Annotated in this window: 16 protein-coding genes; all 16 read left to right on the forward strand. The window is 69.9% G+C overall.

The window, feature by feature from the left end; translation table 11 throughout:
- Window positions 1–18 precede the first annotated feature (18 nt).
- The 16 genes from ACPCXD_RS20095 to tyrS all read left to right on the forward strand — a co-directional run bounded on the left by ACPCXD_RS20095 (window position 19) and on the right by tyrS (window position 17,702).
- Window positions 19–1,350, forward strand: coding sequence for a flavin-containing monooxygenase (locus ACPCXD_RS20095; protein ID WP_016692776.1), 1,332 nt, complete (start codon window positions 19–21; stop codon window positions 1,348–1,350).
- Entirely contained in the window at window positions 1,347–2,258 is a 912-nt protein-coding gene (locus tag ACPCXD_RS20100) for a bile acid:sodium symporter family protein (RefSeq protein ID WP_016692775.1), read from the forward strand. Before ACPCXD_RS20095 ends, ACPCXD_RS20100 begins: the two co-directional genes overlap by 4 nt.
- Window positions 2,255–3,259: an NAD-dependent epimerase/dehydratase family protein gene (locus ACPCXD_RS20105; protein ID WP_423660956.1), complete on the forward strand. Its 1,005-nt coding sequence runs from the start codon at window positions 2,255–2,257 to the stop codon at window positions 3,257–3,259. Before ACPCXD_RS20100 ends, ACPCXD_RS20105 begins: the two co-directional genes overlap by 4 nt.
- A complete protein-coding gene (locus ACPCXD_RS20110) occupies window positions 3,256–3,756 on the forward strand; it encodes a PspA/IM30 family protein (RefSeq protein ID WP_423660958.1) in 501 nt (166 codons plus the stop codon). Before ACPCXD_RS20105 ends, ACPCXD_RS20110 begins: the two co-directional genes overlap by 4 nt.
- A 60-nt stretch (window positions 3,757–3,816) precedes the next feature.
- A complete protein-coding gene (gene argC, locus ACPCXD_RS20115; protein ID WP_423660960.1) occupies window positions 3,817–4,890 on the forward strand; it encodes an N-acetyl-gamma-glutamyl-phosphate reductase in 1,074 nt (357 codons plus the stop codon).
- A complete protein-coding gene (argJ, locus tag ACPCXD_RS20120; RefSeq protein WP_423660962.1) occupies window positions 4,887–6,137 on the forward strand; it encodes a bifunctional glutamate N-acetyltransferase/amino-acid acetyltransferase ArgJ in 1,251 nt (416 codons plus the stop codon). The genes argC and argJ overlap by 4 nt, the downstream gene beginning before the upstream one ends.
- Window positions 6,134–7,072: an acetylglutamate kinase gene (gene argB / locus ACPCXD_RS20125; RefSeq protein WP_423660964.1), complete on the forward strand. Its 939-nt coding sequence runs from the start codon at window positions 6,134–6,136 to the stop codon at window positions 7,070–7,072. Before argJ ends, argB begins: the two co-directional genes overlap by 4 nt.
- Window positions 7,069–8,256: an acetylornithine transaminase gene (locus ACPCXD_RS20130; RefSeq protein ID WP_145691054.1), complete on the forward strand. Its 1,188-nt coding sequence runs from the start codon at window positions 7,069–7,071 to the stop codon at window positions 8,254–8,256. Before argB ends, ACPCXD_RS20130 begins: the two co-directional genes overlap by 4 nt.
- Window positions 8,257–8,262: 6 nt before the next feature.
- Window positions 8,263–9,192, forward strand: coding sequence for an ornithine carbamoyltransferase (gene argF / locus ACPCXD_RS20135; RefSeq protein ID WP_258260738.1), 930 nt, complete (start codon window positions 8,263–8,265; stop codon window positions 9,190–9,192).
- 2 nt (window positions 9,193–9,194) lie between these two features.
- Entirely contained in the window at window positions 9,195–9,704 is a 510-nt protein-coding gene (locus ACPCXD_RS20140) for an arginine repressor (RefSeq protein ID WP_423660967.1), read from the forward strand.
- 47 nt (window positions 9,705–9,751) lie between these two features.
- Window positions 9,752–10,951 carry an argininosuccinate synthase gene (locus ACPCXD_RS20145; protein ID WP_088899252.1) on the forward strand — a complete coding sequence of 400 codons (1,200 nt, stop codon included), beginning with the start codon at window positions 9,752–9,754 and terminating at the stop codon, window positions 10,949–10,951.
- A gap of 2 nt (window positions 10,952–10,953) precedes the next feature.
- Window positions 10,954–12,375 (forward strand): argininosuccinate lyase, encoded by a 1,422-nt coding sequence (argH, locus tag ACPCXD_RS20150; RefSeq protein WP_016692765.1) that lies wholly within the window; start codon window positions 10,954–10,956, stop codon window positions 12,373–12,375.
- Between the two features lie 153 nt (window positions 12,376–12,528).
- Complete coding sequence (locus ACPCXD_RS20155) at window positions 12,529–15,513, forward strand: AMP-binding protein (protein WP_423660970.1); 2,985 nt, start codon at window positions 12,529–12,531, stop codon at window positions 15,511–15,513.
- Between the two features lie 39 nt (window positions 15,514–15,552).
- Window positions 15,553–15,774, forward strand: a complete 222-nt coding sequence (locus ACPCXD_RS20160) for a Trm112 family protein (RefSeq protein WP_016692763.1) — start codon at window positions 15,553–15,555, stop codon at window positions 15,772–15,774.
- The gene (locus tag ACPCXD_RS20165) at window positions 15,759–16,409 is read left to right on the forward strand and encodes a DNA-3-methyladenine glycosylase (RefSeq protein ID WP_423660972.1); all 651 of its coding nucleotides are present in this window, start codon (window positions 15,759–15,761) and stop codon (window positions 16,407–16,409) included. Before ACPCXD_RS20160 ends, ACPCXD_RS20165 begins: the two co-directional genes overlap by 16 nt.
- 15 nt (window positions 16,410–16,424) lie before the next feature.
- Complete coding sequence (gene tyrS / locus ACPCXD_RS20170; RefSeq protein ID WP_423660974.1) at window positions 16,425–17,702, forward strand: tyrosine--tRNA ligase; 1,278 nt, start codon at window positions 16,425–16,427, stop codon at window positions 17,700–17,702.
- Window positions 17,703–17,964: the final 262 nt, after the last annotated feature.

A 17,964-nucleotide genomic window follows, 5' to 3' on the forward strand; every position in this document is an offset into this window, starting at 1 on the left:
CCTGCGAGCCTACGACACATGGAGACGGAACAGAAGTATGCGCTGATCGGGGCGGGCCCCTCGGGACTCGCCGGAGCCCGCGCGCTCTCCCGGCAGGGCATCGACTTCGTCGGCTTCGAGTCCCACAGTACCGTCGGGGGGTTGTGGGACATCACCAACCCGGCGAGCACGGTCTACGAGTCGGCGCACCTGATCTCCTCGAAGGCGACCACCGAGTTCGCCGAGTTCCCCATGCCGCCGCAGACACCCGACTATCCGGGGCATGCGGCACTCGCCCGGTACTTCGGCGACTACGCCGACGTTTTCGGCCTGCGTGAGCACTACCGCTTCGGAACGACCGTGACCCGCGTCGAACCGGACGGCGACCGGTGGCGGGTGACCGCCACCGACCGGGACGGCGCCGCGACCACCGAGCTCTACCGCGGTGTCGTGGTCGCCAACGGCACCCTCGCGACACCGAACCACCCGCAGATCCCCGGCGAGTTCGACGGCGAGATCCTGCACACCAGCGCCTACAAGGACCCGACGAGCTTCCGCGGCAAGCGGGTCCTGATCGTCGGCGCCGGCAACAGCGGCTGCGACATCGCCGTCGACGCCGTCCATCACGCCCGGTCGGTGGACCTGAGCGTGCGCCGCGGCTATCACTTCGTGCCCAAGTACCTGTTCGGGCGTCCCGCCGACACCCTCACCCGCGGGCGGCCGCTGCCGGCGCCGATCAAACAGCGCCTCGACGCGCTGTTGCTGCGCCAGTTCACCGGCGACCCCACCCGCTTCGGGCTGCCCGCACCCGACCACCGTCTCTACGAATCGCACCCGGTCGTCAACTCGCTGATCCTGCATCACCTCGGTCACGGGGACGTGCAGGTGCGGCCCGACATCGAGCGGTACGACGGCGCCGAGGTCCGGTTCCGGGACGGCTCCGCCGCCGGCTACAACATGATCGTGCACGCCACCGGTTACGTCCTCGACTATCCGTTCCTGGACCGCGACCTGCTCGACTGGCGCGGCCACGCACCCGACCTGCTGCTGAACATGATCAGCCGTCGGTTCGCGAACCTGTTCGTGCTCGGCATGGTCGAGTCGTCCGGGCTCGGCTGGCAGGGCCGCTACGAACAGGCCGAACTCGTCGCCGCCGCGATCGGTCTCACCGACACCGACCCGGCGGCCGCGGCGCGATGGCGGGCGGCCCTCGCGGCCTCGCCCCCGGACCTCACCGGCGGTTACCGCTATCTGAAGCTCGGCCGGATGGCCTACTACGTCAACAAGGACGCCTATCGCACGGCGCTGCGCGATCAGACCCGCGCGGTCCGCGAGGCCGCCGGCTCGTCCACCGGGGCAGGCGTGCGGTGAACGTCGACGACGTCAGGCTCTCCTTCGACTCCGGTTCGCTGCTCGTCCTCAACGTCGTGCTCGCGGCGATCATGCTCGGCATCGCCCTCGACACCTCCGTCGACGACTTCCGCCGTGCCCTGCGCGCACCGAAGGCCATGGCGGTGGGCATCGTCGCGCAGTTCCTCGCACTGCCCGCCGTGACCTGGCTGCTGACGTTGCTGCTCGACCCCGCGCCGTCGATCGCGCTCGGCATGATCCTCGTCGCGTGCTGCCCGCCCGGGAACATCTCCAACGTCCTCACCCACCGGGCCGGCGGCGACGTCGCCCTGTCGGTGTCGATGACGGCCGTGTCGAACGTGTTCGCCATCGTGCTCATGCCGATCAACTTCGCGTTCTGGGGCAGTCGCAGCGGCGACACCCGGGCGCTGCTGCGCTCGGTCGAACTCGACGGCCTCGACATGGTCGTGCAGATCGCCCTGATCATCGGGCTGCCGTTCGTCCTCGGGATCTGGGCTGCGCAGAAGGCGCCCGGCCTCGCGTCCCGCGCCCAGCCGTGGGTGAAGAACGGATCCCTGCTCGCACTGCTCACCTTCATCGTCGCCGGGCTCGCCGGCAATTTCGCCGACTTCCTCGACTACATCGGACTCGTCCTGCTCGCGGTGTTCCTGCACGACGCAATCGCCCTCGGCCTCGGCTATCTGTGCGGATGGGCGAGCGGACTGCCCGAGTACAGCCGCCGAGCGGTCTCGTTCGAGGTCGGCATCCGCAACGCAGGTCTCGGCCTCGGCCTCGTCATGACCTTCTTCGACGGACTCGGGGGCATGGCGATCGTCGCCGGCTGGTGGGGGATCTGGGACATCGTCGCCGGACTGCTCCTGGCCACCGTCTGGTCCCGTCGCACCGCAACTCGAAAGGTGATCGCATGACCTCCCTCACCGCCCTCGTCACCGGTGGCAACGGCTTCCTCGGCAGCGCCGTCGTCGCGGCCCTGCGCTCGCGCGGTGTCCGGGTGATCAGCGCCGACCTCCATGTACCTGCCGACCTTCACGAACCCGCGGACGCCGACGACGCCGTCACCCACGTGATCGCCGACGTCCGCGACCGCCGCCGGATCGCCGAGGTCGTCGGCACCCACCGCCCCGACGTGATCGTGCACCTGGCGTCCATCGTCAACCCCGGACGTGACAGCACCCCGGAGCAGGAATACGCCGTCGACGTCGACGGCGCACGCAACGTCGTCGACGCCGCACTGACCTACGGGGTGCGACGGCTGGTGGTGGCGTCCTCGGGCGCCGCCTACGGCTATCACGCCGACAACCCGGTCCCGCTCACCGAGGACGATCCGATCCGCGGCAACGACGAGTTCACCTACAGCCGGCACAAGCGTCTCGTCGAGGAGATGCTCGCCGCCACCCGGGTCGAGGATCCGCAGCTCGAACAGGTGATCCTGCGGATCGGCACGATCCTGGGGGAGACCGTCCGCAACCAGATCACCGCACTGCTCGACCGCGAGCGGCTGCTCGTCGTCGCCGGCAGCGACAGCCCGTTCGTGTTCGTCTGGCACACGGACGTCGCGGCGGCCTTCGCCGAGGCCGTCCTCGGTCCGGTCACGGGCATCTTCAACGTCGCGGGCGACGGGGTCGTCACCGTGCCCGAGATCGCCGCGATGACGAACCGCAGGACCCTCACGGTGCCCGCCGCGGTGCTGAAGCTCGCCCTGCGGATCGGGCGCGCGTTGCGTCTGACCGAGCACGGCCCGGAGCGGGTCGGCTTCCTGCAGTACCGTCCGGTGCTCGACAACCGGCGGTTGCGTGAGGAACTCGGTGTGCGCCTGCGGTACACCAGCCGGGAGGCCTTCGAGGCGTATCTGCGGGCTCGCGCCGAACAGGACGCAGCGGGAGCCGAGCGACGTAGCCTGGATGCATGAGCAAGGACGAAGCCGGCCGGGTGCCGTCTCCCGAGGAACCCGACAAGCCGGAGCAGCCCGTCCCCGACGTCACCCCGGCCGGGCCGGAGACGCCGACGGTGCCGGATGTGCCGCCGGGCCCGGACATCCCGGACGTGCCGCCGATCGACCCGGAGCCGAGCCCCGATCCCGACGTGACCCCGCGCGAGGAGGACGTCCACGAGGCTCAGGTCCACGACGCCGAGATCGTCGAACCGGGTGTCGTCGACTCCGGAATCGTCGACAGCCCGGTCCGCGCACCGACGATCGAGGAGATCACCGGCTACACCGCGGACGGGGTGCCGACCTTCGACTCGGTGCGTGAGAAGATCGAACAGCGTTCGGCGACCGCGCTCGGCGCGGAGGAGCTCGCCCACGCGACCGGGGCGGCTCGCACGCTCGAGGAGCAGTACGAGGAACGCAAGGCGGCCGCCGCCGACCGGCTCGAGCAGATCCGACGGTCGCTGCGGTCGGAGTGAATCCTCTCGAAAGGGACACCCCCTATGAAATGATTTGCATGAGGGTGCATAATCATTCGTATGGGTACTTCACCGGACTTCACCGCCACCCCCGAGTCGCCGCTACGGGTCGCCGTGGCCGGCGCCAGCGGCTACGCGGGCGGCGAGATCCTGCGCCTGCTCCTCGGCCACCCCGCCTACCAGGACGGCTCGCTCATCATCGGCGCTCTCACCGCCGGGGGTAACGCCGGCGCCACCCTGCGTGAGTTCCATCCCCATCTGCTGCCGCTCGCCGACCGCGTGCTCGGCGCCACCGACATCGACACCCTGCTCGGGCACGACGTCGTCTTCCTCGGCCTGCCGCACGGCCACTCCGCCGTGATCGCCGAGCAACTGCCCGAGACGACCGTCGTCATCGATTGCGGCGCCGACTTCCGGCTCGAGAACGCCGCCGACTGGCAGCGCTGGTACGGCAGCGACCACGCCGGCACCTGGCCCTACGGCATGCCCGAGCTGCCCGGCAAGCGCGACGCCCTCGTCGGCGCCACCCGCATCGCGGTCCCCGGTTGCTACCCGACCTCCGCCTCGCTCGCACTCGCACCGGCCGTCGCCGCCGGCATCGTCGAACCCGTCGTGAACGTCGTGGCCGTCTCCGGCACCTCCGGCGCCGGGAAATCCCCGAAGGTCGACCTGCTCGGCTCCGAGGTCATGGGCTCGGTCCGCGCCTACGGCGTCGGCGGCGCCCACCGGCACACCCCGGAGATCAAGCAGAACCTCTCCGCTCTCGCCGGTACCGACGTGAAGGTCTCGTTCACCCCGATCCTCGCGCCCATGCCGCGCGGCATCCTCGCGACCTGCACCGCACCGACCACGGTGACCGCCGCCGAGGCCCGTGCCGTCTACGAGAAGGCCTACGCCGACGAACCGTTCGTGCAGCTGCTGCCGGAAGGCGCGCTGCCCGCCACCGGCGCGGTGGTCGGCTCGAACGCCGTCCAGATCGCCGTCACCGTCGACGCCGACGCCGGACTGCTCGTCGTCGTCGCCGCGCTCGACAACCTCACCAAGGGCACCGCCGGTGCCGCCGTGCAATCGATGAACCTGGCACTCGGCCTGCCCGAGACCGCCGGCCTGTCCACCGTGGGAGTGGCTCCGTGACCGAGAACAAGTACGCAGACGACGTCTACACCGGCGCCACCGAGATCGCCGGGGGACGCCTGATCCGCACCCAGGGTGTCACCAGCCCCGCCGGTTTCCGGGCCGCCGGCATCCCCGCCGGCATCAAGGTCTCCGGCAGGCAGGACCTCGCGCTCGTGGTCAACGAGGGCCCCGAACTCACCGCCGCCGGTGTGTTCACCACCAACAAGGTCAAGGCCGCCCCCGTCCTGTGGTCCCAGCAGGTGCTGAAGTCCGGCAGCCTGCGCGCGGTGATCCTCAACTCCGGCGGCGCGAACGCGTGCACCGGCGCCGGGGGTTTCCAGGACACCCACGCCACCGCCGAGGCCGTCGCCGACGCCCTGAGCAACTGGGGCACCGAGACCGGTGCCGGTGAGGTCGCCGTGTGCTCGACCGGCCTGATCGGCGATCGCCTGCCGATGGACAAGGTGCTCTCCGGCGTGCAGGAGATCGTCCACGAACTCGCCGGGGGCATCTCCGGCGGCACCGACGCCGCTTACGCGATCATGACCACCGACACCGTGCCCAAGCAGGCCGCCCTGCACCACGCCGACAAGTGGAACGTCGGCGGCATGGCCAAGGGCGCCGGCATGCTCGCCCCCGCCCTGGCGACGATGCTGTGCGTGGTCACCACCGACGCCGTCGCGACCGCCGAGCAGCTCGACACCGCGCTGCGCCACGCGTCCCGGCTCACCTTCGACCGCCTCGATGTCGACGGCGCGACCTCCACCAACGACACCGTGCTGCTGCTGGCCTCCGGCGCGAGCGGGATCACCCCGAGCCAGGACGAGCTGAACGCCGCCGTCCTCGCCGTGTGCGACGACCTCGCCGAGCAGATGATGGCCGACGCCGAGGGCGTCACCAAGCGGGTCACCGTCACCGTCCGCGGCGCCGCCAGCGAGGCCGACGCCCTGATCGGTGCCCGCACCGTCGCCCGCGACAGCCTCGTGAAGACCGCACTGTTCGGCTCCGACCCGAATTGGGGCCGCGTGCTCGCCGCCATCGGCATCGCCCCGATCGAACTCGACCCCGACAAGATCTCCGTGTCGTTCAACGGCAACCCGGTGTGCATCGACGGTGTCGGTGCCCCCGGCGCCCGCGAGGTCGACCTGTCCGCCGCCGATATCGCGCTCGACATCGACCTCGGTCTCGGCGACGCGCAGGTGTCCATCCGCACCACCGACCTCTCGCACGCCTACGTCGAAGAGAACTCGGCGTACTCGTCGTGACCGGAACGAACACAGGAGACGACGTGACCGACGCACTGATCGCCGACCTCACCTCGCACCAGAAGGCGTTCGTCCTCGCCGAGGCCCTGCCGTGGCTGCAGAAGTTCCGCGGCAAGATCGTCGTCGTCAAGTACGGCGGCAACGCCATGATCGACGACACCCTCAAGACGGCCTTCGCCGCCGACATGGCGTTCCTGCGCACCGTCGGCATCCACCCCGTCGTCGTGCACGGCGGCGGCCCGCAGATCAACGCCATGCTGAAGCGACTCGGCCTCGAAGGTGAATTCCGCGGCGGCTTCCGCGTCACCACTCCCGAGGTCATGGACGTCGTGCGGATGGTGCTCTTCGGGCAGGTCGGACGCGAACTCGTCGGCCTGATCAACAGCCACGGCCCCTACGCCGTCGGCACCTCCGGTGAGGACGCCGGACTGTTCACCGCGACCCGCCGCACGGTCGTCGTCGACGGCGAGGCCACCGACATCGGGCTCGTCGGTGACGTCACCAGCGTCGACCCCGGTGCGGTACTCGACCTCATCGCCGCCGGGCGCATCCCCGTGGTCTCCACGATCGCGCCCGACGCCGACGGCGTGGTGCACAACATCAACGCCGACACCGCCGCGGCCGCCCTCGCCGAAGCGCTCGGCGCGGAGAAGCTGGTGGTGCTCACCGACGTCGAAGGCCTCTACACGAACTGGCCCGACCGCAGCTCGCTCACCTCGCGGATCGACGCCGACGCGCTCACCGCGCTGCTGCCGTCGCTCGACTCCGGCATGGTCCCGAAGATGGAGGCGTGTCTGCGCGCCGTGCAGGGAGGAGTGCCCACCGCGCACGTCATCGACGGGCGCCAACCGCACTCCGTGCTCCTCGAACTGTTCACCGAAGAAGGCATCGGCACCATGGTGGTGCCGTCCTCCGAGAAGGAAGGCCCCGCATGACCGGCACGTCCGACCTCCAGCAGCGCTGGGCGGGTTCGCTGATGAACAACTACGGCGTGCCCAAGGTCGCGCTGGTCGCGGGCGACGGTGCCGTGCTCACCGACGCCGACGGCAAGCAGTACCTCGACCTGCTCGGCGGCATCGCCGTCAACAGCCTCGGCCACCGCCACCCGGCGATCATCGAGGCCGTCACCGCCCAGCTGAACCAGCTCGGCCACGTGTCGAACCTGTACGCCTCGCCGCCGGTGCTCGAACTCGCCGAGAAGCTCCTCGATCGCTTCGGTCACGAGGGCCGCGCCTTCTTCTGCAATTCCGGCACCGAGGCCAACGAGGCGGCCTTCAAGATCGCCCGGCTCACCGGACGGCCGAAGATCGTCGCGTGCGAGAAGGCCTTCCACGGCCGCACCATGGGCGCCCTCGCCCTGACCGGCCAGCCCGACAAGCGCGCCCCCTTCGAACCGATGCCCGCCGGCGTCGAATTCGTGCCTTACGGCGACCTCGCCGCCCTCGAGGCCGCGGTGGACGAGAACACCGCCGCCGTCTTCCTCGAACCGATCATGGGTGAGTCCGGCGTCGTCGTCCCGCCCGAGGGTTATCTCGCCGGCGCGCGTCGCATCACCACCGAACGCGGCGCCCTGCTCGTGCTCGACGAGGTCCAGACCGGCATCGCCCGCACCGGCACCTTCTTCGCCCATCAGGCAGCGGGCATCACCCCCGATGTGATGACCCTCGCCAAGGGACTCGGCGGCGGACTGCCCATCGGTGCGGTCCTCGCCACCGGTCCGGCCGCCGAGCTGTTCCGGCCCGGCAAGCACGGCACCACCTTCGGCGGCAACCCGGTGTGCGCCGCGGCCGCCCTCGCGGTGCTGCGCACGATCGACGAGCAGAACCTGCTCGACCACGTGAACACCGTCGGCAAGACCCTCGCCGCCGGCATCGAGGAACTCGGGCACCCGCTCGTCTCGCACGTGCGCGGCTCCGGGCTGCTCCTCGGTGTCGTCCTCACCGCCGCGAAGGCGCCGGCCGTCGAGACCGCCGCCCGCGAGGCCGGTTTCCTCGTCAACGCCGCCGCACCGGACGTGATCCGTCTCGCGCCCCCGCTGATCCTCACCGAACAGCAGGCCGAGAGCTTCGTGACGGCGCTGCCCGCCGTCCTCGACACCGCCGACCGGGAAGGGAACTGACGACCCGTGCTCCGCCATTTCCTGCGCGACGACGACCTCACCCCGGCCGAACAGACCGAGGTGCTCGAACTCGCCGCCGAACTGAAGAAGGCGCCGCTGTCCCGCCGCCCCCTCGAAGGGCCCCTCAGCGTCGCCGTGCTGTTCGACAAGACCTCCACCCGCACCCGCTTCTCCTTCGACGCCGGCATCGCCCAGCTCGGCGGGCACGCCATCGTCGTCGACACCGGCTCCACCCAGATCGGTAAGGGTGAGACCCTCGAGGACACCGCCCGGATGTTCTCCCGGTTCACCGAAGCGGTCGTGTGGCGCACCTACGGCCAGGACCGCATCGAGACGCTCGCCGAGCACTCGACCGTGCCCGTCGTCAACGCGCTCACCGACACCTTCCACCCCTGCCAGGTACTCGCGGACCTGCAGACCATCCGCGAGAACAAGGGCGCCACCGCGGGCCTGCGGATGACCTACTTCGGCGACGGCGCCAACAACATGGCGCACTCGCTGATGCTCGGCGGCGTCACCGCCGGCATGCACGTGACCATCGCGTCCCCGGCCGGGTTCACCCCCGACCCACAGGTGATCGCTGCGAGCCGCGCACGGGCCGAGGAGACCGGCGGCAGCGTCACCGTCACCGACGACCCGCGCACCGGAGCCACCGGCGCCGACGTGCTCGTCACCGACACCTGGGTGTCGATGGGGCAGGAGGACGACGGCAAGGATCGCGAGGCACCCTTCCGGCCGTTCCAGCTGAACGACGACCTCGTCTCCCTCGCCGACACCGACGCGATCGTGCTGCACTGCCTGCCGGCCTACCGCGGCAAGGAGATCACCGCCGAGGTCATCGACGGACCGCGGTCGGTGGTGTGGGACGAGGCCGAGAACCGCCTCCACGCACAGAAGGCCCTGCTCGTGTGGCTGCTCGAGCAGAGCCGGAGCTGACCGTGAGCACCGCGGCGAACCATGCGGACAGTGCAGCGACCGCGCCGACGCGCGCGGCGCGGCAGGCCCGCATCGTCGCACTGCTCGCCGCGCACCCGGTGCGCAGCCACACCGAGCTCGCCGCTCTCCTCTCCGAGGACGGGATCGAGGTGTCCACCGCGACCCTGTCCCGCGACCTCGAGGAACTCGGTGCCGTCAAGCTCCGCGCGGCCGACGGCGGCGCCGGGGTGTACGTCGTCCCGGAGGACGGCAGCCCCGTGCGCGGGGTGACCGGAGGCACCGACCGCCTGTCCCGGTTGCTCGGCGAACTGCTGGTGTCCACCGACTCCAGCGGCAACATCGCCGTGCTGCGCACCCCGCCCGGGGCGGCGCACTATCTGGCCAGTGCACTCGATCGGGCATCATTACCCGAGGTGGTCGGAACGATCGCCGGCGACGACACCATCGCGGTCATCGCCCGCGAACCGACGACGGGAGCCGAACTGGCCGCGAAAATCGAATCACTCGCCTGACCTACCACTCATAGACGCACGTCGAAATACGAAGGAGCACAAAGACAATGGCCGAACGCGTCGTACTCGCCTATTCGGGCGGGCTGGACACCTCCGTCGCCATCAGCTGGATCGGCAAGGAGACCGGCAAGGAGGTCGTCGCCGTGGCCATCGACCTCGGCCAGGGTGGCGAGGACATGGAGGTCGTGCGTCAGCGCGCCCTCGACTGCGGTGCCGTCGAATCGATCGTCGTCGACGCCAAGGACGAGTTCGCCAACGAGTACTGCCTGCCCACCGTCCAGGCCAACGCGCTCTACATGGATCGCTACCCGCTCGTCTCGGCCATCAGCCGCCCGCTGATCGTCAAGCACATCGTGCAGGCCGCCCGCGAGCACGGCGGCACCGTGGTCTCCCACGGCTGCACCGGCAAGGGCAACGACCAGGTCCGCTTCGAGGTCGGCTTCGGCGCCCTCGCCCCCGACCTCCAGGTCATCGCACCGGTCCGCGACTACGCCTGGACCCGCGAGAAGGCCATCGCCTTCGCCGAGGAGCACGGCCTGCCCATCAACGTCACCAAGCGTTCGCCGTTCTCCATCGACCAGAACGTCTGGGGCCGCGCCGTCGAGACCGGCTTCCTCGAGGACCTGTGGAACGCCCCCACCAAGGACGTCTACGACTACACCGAAGACCCCACCGCCCACTGGCAGGCACCCGACGAGCTGATCATCGCCTTCGAGGCCGGTCGCCCCGTCGCGATCGACGGCAAGCACGTCACCGTCCTCGAAGCCATCCAGGAACTCAACCGCCGCGCCGGCGCACAGGGTGTGGGCCGCCTCGACATGGTCGAGGACCGCCTCGTCGGCATCAAGAGCCGCGAGATCTACGAGGCCCCCGGCGCCATCGCCCTCATCACCGCCCACCAGGAACTCGAGCACGTCACCCTCGAGCGCGAACTCGGCCGCTACAAGCGCCGCGTCGAGGAGCGCTGGAGCGAGCTGGTGTACGACGGCCTGTGGTACTCGCCGCTGAAGACCGCCCTCGACGCCTTCATCGAGAACACCCAGGAACGCGTCACCGGCGAGATCCGCATGGTGCTCCACGGCGGACACATCACCGTCAACGGCCGTCGCAGCCCCGAGTCGCTGTACGACTTCAACCTCGCCACCTACGACGAGGGCGACAGCTTCGACCAGTCCAACGCCAAGGGCTTCGTGCAGATCCACGGCCTGTCGTCGAAGGTCGCCGCGAAGCGCGATCTGGGCCTGTAGTCATGACGGCTCACGGCACCAACGAAGGTGCCCTGTGGGGCGGCCGGTTCGCATCCGGACCGGCCGCCGCCATGGCGGCGCTGAGCAAGTCCACGCACTTCGACTGGGCGCTGGCCCCGTACGACGTGCGCGCCTCGCAGGCCCACGCCAAGGTCCTGCACCGCGCCGGACTCCTCACCGACGACGACCTCGCCACGATGCTCGACGGCCTCGACCGACTCGCCGCCGATGTGGCCTCCGGTGCGTTCGGCCCCGCCGAGTCCGACGAGGACGTGCACGGCGCGCTCGAACGGGGACTCATCGAGCGGGTCGGCCCCGAGGTCGGCGGCCGGCTCCGCGCGGGCCGCTCCCGCAACGACCAGGTCGCGACGCTGTTCCGCATGTGGCTGCGCGACAGCGCGCGGCGCATCGCCGACGGTGTCCTCGACGTGGTCGAGGCGATCGCCGGCCAGGCCGCGGCGCACCCCGATGCCGTGATGCCCGGCAAGACGCATCTGCAGGCCGCGCAGCCCGTGCTGCTCGCGCACCACCTGCTCGCGCACGCGCATCCGTTGCTGCGCGACGTCGACCGGTTGCGTGACTTCGACAAGCGCGCTGCGGTCTCGCCGTACGGGTCGGGAGCACTCGCCGGCTCGTCGCTCGGTCTCGACCCCGACGCGATCGCAGCCGACCTGGGCTTCGACTCGGCGGCGGACAACTCGATCGACGCGACCAGCTCCCGCGACTTCGCGGCGGAAGCGGCGTTCGTGTTCGCGCAGATCGCCGTCGACCTCTCCCGCATGGCGGAGGAGGTCATCCTGTGGAGCACCCCCGAGTTCGGGTACGTCACCCTCGCGGACGAATGGTCGACCGGGTCGTCGATCATGCCGCAGAAGAAGAATCCGGACGTCTCCGAGCTCACCCGCGGCAAGGCCGGTCGCCTCATCGGCAACCTCACCGGTCTGCTGGCCACGCTCAAGGCGCAGCCGCTGGCCTACAACCGCGACCTGCAGGAGGACAAGGAGCCGGTCTTCGACTCCGTCGCACAGCTCGAGCTGCTGCTCCCGGCGATCGCAGGTCTCGTCTCGACGCTGACCTTCCACACCGAGCGGATGGCCGAGCTCGCACCCGCCGGATTCACCCTCGCGACCGACATCGCCGAGTGGATGGTCCGCCAGGGTGTTCCCTTCCGCGTCGCCCACGAGGCGGCCGGGGCATGCGTGCGGGTCGCCGAAGGCCGCGGGGTCGGCCTCGAGGACCTCACGGACGAGGAGCTCGCCGGCGTCGATCCGGCCCTGACCCCGCAGGTGCGGGAAGTGCTCACCGTCGAAGGATCCATCGCCTCACGCGACGCGCGTGGTGGCACCGCGGGCGTGCGGGTGGCCGAGCAGCTCGGCCGCGTGCGCGACGCCGCGACACACCTGCGCGACTGGGTTCGCGGCTGACACGCCTGCCGTCCCGGGCACACCCCGAGTTGCCCGGGACGGTGAGGGTGGTGTGGCAGGCTGGCACATACTCTCGGCATGCAGCGGGTACCGGTGTAGAACCGCAGGTGCCGGGGACCGGTGCGGATACATCGTCGAGAAGGGGAGCGGACCGTGGGACTGGACGCCGATGTAGTGACCGAGTCGGTGCGACGGCTCGTCGCCACTGCCCAGAACGGTCTCGAAGTCCTGCGTTTCGGTGGCCTCGAACCCAGCCGGTCGTCGTCGCCCTATCAGGTCGTCGAGCGCACCTCCATGTACCGGCTCCGCCGGTACTTCCCCGAGTCCGACACCGCTTCCACGGGCATCCCGATCGTCCTCGTGCCACCGATGATGGTGTCCGCCGAGGTGTACGACGTCACCCGTGACGCCGGCGCCGTCGGCACCCTCCACGAAGCGGGACTCGACCCCTGGGTCGTGGACTTCGGGTCGCCCGACCAGGAGGAGGGCGGCTGGAAACGCACCCTCACCGATCACATCCTCGCCCTCGACGAGGTCGTCGACTGCGTCCGCGCCTACACCGGCCGCGACGTGCACCTCGGTGGGTACTCGCAGGGCGGCATGTTCTGCTATCAGGTCGCGGCGTACCGGCGCAGCCGCGGCATCGCGAGCCTGATCACCTTCGGCAGCCCGGTCGACACCCTCGCCGCCCTGCCCTTCGGGATCCCGGAGATCGTCGCGACCCACTCCGCGGACTTCCTCGCCGACCACGTCTTCAACCGCCTCGCGATCACGGGGTGGATGGCGCGCACCGGCTTCCAGCTGCTCGATCCGGTCAAGACCGTGCGATCGCGCATCGACTTCCTGCTCCAGCTCCACGACCGGGAAGCGCTGCTGCCGCGAGAACCTCAGCGCCGGTTCCTCGACACCGAGGGGTGGGTGGCGTGGTCCGGACCGGCCGTCGCCGAGGTGTTGCGCCAGTTCATCGCTCACAACCGCATGGTCAGTGGCGGTTTCGTCATCAACGACCGGGCGGTGAGCCTCGCCGAGATCACCTGCCCCGTCCTCGCGTTCATCGGTGAGGTCGACGACATCGGGCAACCGCTCGCCGTGCGCGGCATCCGCAAGGCGTCGCCCCGCGCGGAGGTCTACGAATACACCTTGCGCGCAGGGCATTTCGGTCTGGTCGTCGGTAGTGTTGCCGGTCAGCAGACGTGGCCGTCGGTCGGGGAGTGGGTGCAGTGGCGCGAGGGCGTCGGGGACCGGCCCGTCGGCATCGCGCCGATGGCCGTGCCGAACCTCACCGACGAGGGCACCGGCGTCTCGGTCGCATCCCGCATCACGCACACGGCCGCAACGCTCGCCGACGTCGGAACCGATTTCGGCAAGGGGCTCGCGGGGATCGCGGTCGGTGCCGTCCGCGGAGCACGCGATCTCACCGGTGAGGCCGCTCGCGCGTTGCCCCGGCTCGCGCGGCTCGGGCAGATCCAGCCGCGCACCCGCATCTCCGTCGGTGGCCTGCTCGCCGAGATCGGCCGCAAGTCGCCGAAGCGGGAGTGCTTCATCTTCGAGGACCGGGTCTACACCTTCGAGGCCGTCAACCGGCGGATCGACAACGTCGTCCTCGGGCTCGTCGACAACGGCATCCGTCCCGCGATGCACGTCGGCATCCTCATGGACGTGCGCCCCAGCGCAATGGCGGCGGTCGCGGCGATCTCCCGTCTCGGCGGCGTGTCCGTCCTGATCCCGCCGGGACCGGACATCGCCGAGGCCGTACGACTCGGCGGTGTCGAGAAGATCGTCGCCGATCCCGAGAACCTCGACGCGGCCGTCGCGACCGGCCTGCCCGTGCTGGTACTCGGCGGCGGTGACGTCCGCGACCTCGACATCGAACCCGGCGCCGACGTCGTCGATCTCGAACGACTCGACATCTCCTCCGTGCAACTGCCGGGCTGGTACGTCGCCGATCCCGGACTCGCACGCGAACTCGCGTTCATCCTGTTCTCCGGTGGCGGCGACACGCTCGCGGTGCGGCGGGTCACCAACTACCGATGGGCGCTGTCGGCCTTCGGGACCGCCACCGCCGCTTCGCTGGGCCGCGGCGACACCATGTACTGCCTTGCGCCCCTGCATCATTCGTCGGGTCTGCTCGTCAGTTTCGGTGGTGCGCTGGCCGGTGGGGCGCGTATTGCGCTGTCGCGCGGGTTGAATCCGTCGCTCTTCAGCGACGAGGTGCACCGCTACGGCGTCACCGTCGTCACCTACACCTGGTCGATGATGCGTGAGGTGCTCGACAGTCCGTCGCTGCACATCGACGCCATCCATCCCATCCGGTTGTTCATCGGTTCCGGCATGCCACCGGGGTTGTGGCGCCGCACCCTCGACCGGTTCCAGCCCGCCCGGGTTCTCGAGTTCTACGCGTCGACCGAGGGCAACGTCGTGCTCGCGAACGTCTCCGGCTCGAAGATCGGCTCGAAGGGCCGGCCGTTGCCCGGCAGCGCCGACGTGCGCCTCGCCGCCTACGACGCCGGCGCAGGCCGACTCGTCGAGGACGAACGCGGCTTCGTGCGGGAGGCGCAGGTCGGCGAGGTCGGGCTGCTGCTCGGCCGTCCCGGCCCCGCCACCTCGGCGATCACCGGTGTGATGCGCGGCGTCTTCGAACCGGGCGACGTGTGGGTGCCCACCGACAACCTGTTCCGGCGCGATGCGGACGGCGACTACTGGCTGCTCGACAGTCGGCGGACGGTCATCCCCACCTTCCACGGCCCGGTCTTCACCCAGAGCGTGGCCGACGTGCTCGAAGCGATCCCGCGCGTCGATCTCGCCGTCGCCTACGGCATCTCGGTGGGAGGACGCGACATCGCGGTGGCCGGCTGCTCGCTGCGGGGCAACCGTGCACCGACCGCCGCGGAGATCACGGCGGCGTTCGACTCGGTCCCGGCCGACGAACGACCCGATCTCGTGCACGTCGTACCCGACATCCCGTTGGGCCCGTCCTACCGCCCGTCCGCCGATCGTCTGCGCGAACAGGGATTGCCCGTGCCCACCGTCCGCACCTGGTACCTCAACCCCGACACCGGCACGTACAAGCGGTTCACCAAGGCCGTGGCCACGGCGTGGAAGGCGGGCACGGCCGGTTCGCCCGCCGGGGCGCGGTAGCCTGGGTCCGGTTCGGTTCCGCCCTTCGAAAGGACATCCGTGGCTGTCGATCCCACGTTGCTGAGCATTCTGGCCTGTCCGGAGGACAAGGGGCCGTTGCTTCTCGTCGACGACGCCGTCCTGTACAACCCGCGACTGCGACGGGCGTATCCGATCGAGAACGGCATCCCGGTCCTCCTCGTCGACGAGGCCCGCGAGGTCACCGACGCCGAACACGAGGACTTCACCGCGCGCGGTGTCGCCGGATGGAGCACCGACTGAGCCGCAATCGTCGATCCGTCCGCGGCGAACTCGAAGGACTCGATCCGGTCGAGGCCGCCGAAGCGCTGCTCGGAGCAACCGTCCGGGTGGGGGAGACCGCCGTCCTGCTGACGGAGGTCGAGGCCTACGGCGGACCCGAGGACGGACCGTGGCCGGACCGGGCCGCGCACTCGTACCGCGGACCGACCCCGCGCAATTCGGTCATGTTCGGACCTGCGGGGCACCTGTACGTCTACCGCAGCTACGGGTTGCACTTCTGCGCGAACGTCTCCCTCGGTCCCGACGGCACCGCCGCGGCCGTGCTGTTGCGGGGTGGCGAGGTCGTCGAGGGGGAACAGGCCGTCCGTTCGCGTCGCACGCCCGGCACACCGTTCGCGAATCTTGCGCGCGGTCCGGGCAATCTGGCCGCTGCGCTCGGACTCGACCTGACCGACAACGGCATCGACGTGGATGCTTCCGACGCTCGGGTACGGGTGGAACTTCCGTCCGAACCGCTGGTCGGGGAGGTCGCGCGGGGTCCGCGCGTGGGGATCAGCGTGGCGGCCGACAGGCCGTGGCGATTGTGGGTTCCCGGCGCGATCGGGGTCTCCGCGTACCGGCGCAGCCCACGCGCACCCGCCGCCCCTCGAGCGTGATGGGATGATCGAACGGTGACTGAGCACATTCTCGACGAACTGACCTGGCGCGGGCTCATCGCGCAAGCGACCGATCTCGACGCACTCCGAGGCGAACTCGACAAGGGTCCGATCACCCTCTATGCCGGTTTCGATCCGACCGGCCCGAGCCTGCACGCCGGTCACCTCGTTCCGCTCCTCGCACTCAAGCGTTTCCAGCGCGCCGGCCATCGGCCCATCGTTCTCGCAGGTGGCGCGACCGGCATGATCGGCGACCCGCGGGACGTGGGGGAGCGCACCATGAACTCCGCCGACACCGTCGCCGAATGGGCAGGGCGGATCCGTGGGCAGCTCGAGCGGTTCGTCGACTTCGACGACTCCCCGACGGGAGCCGTGGTCGCGAACAACCTCGACTGGACCGGCAAGCTGTCCGCGATCGACTTCCTGCGCGATATCGGCAAGCACTTCTCGATCAACGTGATGCTCGCCCGCGACACGGTCAAGCGCCGCCTCGAAGGCGACGGCATCTCGTACACCGAGTTCAGCTACATGCTCCTGCAGGCCAACGACTACGTGCAGCTCCGCCGCGAATACGGATGTGCGCTGCAGGTCGGTGGTTCCGATCAGTGGGGCAACATCATCGCCGGCGTCGAGCTCAACCGCCGTACCGACGGCGCGAGCGTGCACGCCCTGACCGTCCCGCTCGTGACCTCGTCCGACGGCAAGAAGTTCGGTAAGTCCACCGGTGGTGGCAGCCTGTGGCTCGACCCGGAGATGACGAGCCCGTACGCCTGGTACCAGTACTTCGTCAACGCAGCCGACGCCGACGTCATGAAGTACCTGCGCTGGTTCACCTTCCTCGACAAGGACGAACTCGCCGAGCTCGAGACCGCCACCACGGAGCGTCCGCACGCACGTGAGGCCCAGAAGCGACTCGCTGCCGAGATGACCACGCTCGTCCACGGGGCGCACAACACCGCTGCGGTCGAGTTGGCCAGCCGCGCCCTGTTCGGACGAGGCGAGCTGGGCGAGCTGGACGAGGCCACGCTCGCGGCCGCACTGACCGAGGCGTCCGTGACGGAGCTCCGCGCCGGCGAGCCGGACACGATCATCGACCTGCTCGTCGCGTCGGGTCTGTGCGAGAGCAAGGGAGCTGCGCGTCGCACCGTCAAGGAAGGCGGCGCATCGGTCAACAACGTTCGCATCGCCTCGGAGGAGTGGACCCCGCGCGACGGAGAACTGCTGCACGGACGCTGGCTCGTCCTGCGTCGGGGCAAGCGGAACTTCGCCGGCGTGCGAGTCGTCCGCGGCTGACACCTTCGCCGACGCTGGCGGGCCTCTGACCAGCGGATTTGACGGCTCGTTAGCGTCGGCGTAACTTAGTCGTCGTTCGAGCGACACCGAACAGCCCGCCGGACCGAGAGGTTCGGAAACAGGCATGTTCGATGTCGCATCGATCGGCTCTCACGGAAGAGAACAGGAAAGCAGCGATTTGCGGCCCTGAAATCGGATGTGATAGCTTGGAACGGTTGCCTCGGAACGAGCCGGACAGGTGTCCGGAAACGTGATGATGTGC

This window comes from Rhodococcus sp. AB351, from assembly GCF_049538275.1.
GTDB lineage: Bacteria > Actinomycetota > Actinomycetes > Mycobacteriales > Mycobacteriaceae > Rhodococcus.